The sequence below is a fragment of the Novosphingobium sp. PC22D genome, assembly GCF_002556635.1.
Classification (GTDB): domain Bacteria; phylum Pseudomonadota; class Alphaproteobacteria; order Sphingomonadales; family Sphingomonadaceae; genus Novosphingobium.
The window spans coordinates 1-833 of record NZ_MWMO01000056.1; the positions used below are offsets into that span (position 1 = coordinate 1).

Here is an 833-nt window from a genome sequence, read left to right on the forward strand (position 1 = left end):
GCTAGGCTCAGGACCCATTGATTGCCAGGCGGCGATATGATTCAGGCTCCGCAAGGAGACTGAGCATGAGCAACCTGTATTGGCTGACGGATGAGCAGATGGCGCGGCTTTCGCCTTACTTTCCCAAGAGCCATGGGAAGCCCCGTGTTGATGACCGGCGGGTGCTGAGCGGGATCATCTTCGTCAACCGCAACGGCCTGCGCTGGCGCGACGCACCCAGGGAATATGGGCCTCACAAGACCTTGTATAATCGCTGGAAGCGGTGGGGCGAGATGGGAGTGTTCACCCGAATGATGGAAGGCCTCTCCGCCCAGAGGGCTGAGCCCCAGACTATTATGATTGATGCGACCTATCTCAAGGCTCACCGCACGGCTTCCAGCCTTGGGGTAAAAAAGGGGCCCTTGGGCGCCTGATCGGGCGGACCAAGGGCGGCATGAACACCAAGCTACACGCCGTCACCGATGCCAACGGCCGTCCCTTGAGCTTCTTCATTACCGCAGGTCAAATCAGCGATTACACGGGCGCTGCGGCCCTGCTCGACGACTTACCCAAAGCCAAGTGGATGCTGGCAGACCGGGGCTATGATGCCGAATGGTTCCGGGACGCGCTCGAGCAAAAGGGCATCAAGCCCTGCATCCCAGGCCGGAAATCCCGCTCTTTTCCCGTCAAATACGACAAGCGCCGGTACAAACGCCGCAACCGCATCGAGATCATGTTCGGCCGACTTAAGGACTGGCGCCGTGTGGCGACGCGATACGATCGCTGCCCGACAGTCTTCTTTTCGACACTCGCTCTGGCCGCGACCGTGCTCTTCTGGCTGTGATCAACGAGTC

1 protein-coding gene is annotated in these 833 nt (G+C 59.9%); it reads left to right on the forward strand.

Annotated elements, in window-relative coordinates; all coding sequences use genetic code 11:
- The first annotated feature begins 65 nt into the window (after positions 1-65).
- A protein-coding gene (locus B2G71_RS23595; protein WP_098109097.1) for an IS5 family transposase occupies positions 66-823 on the forward strand; the annotation gives its coding sequence in 2 pieces (ribosomal slippage) (positions 66-399 and positions 399-823; 759 coding nt in all).
- The last annotated feature ends 10 nt before the right edge of the window (positions 824-833 follow it).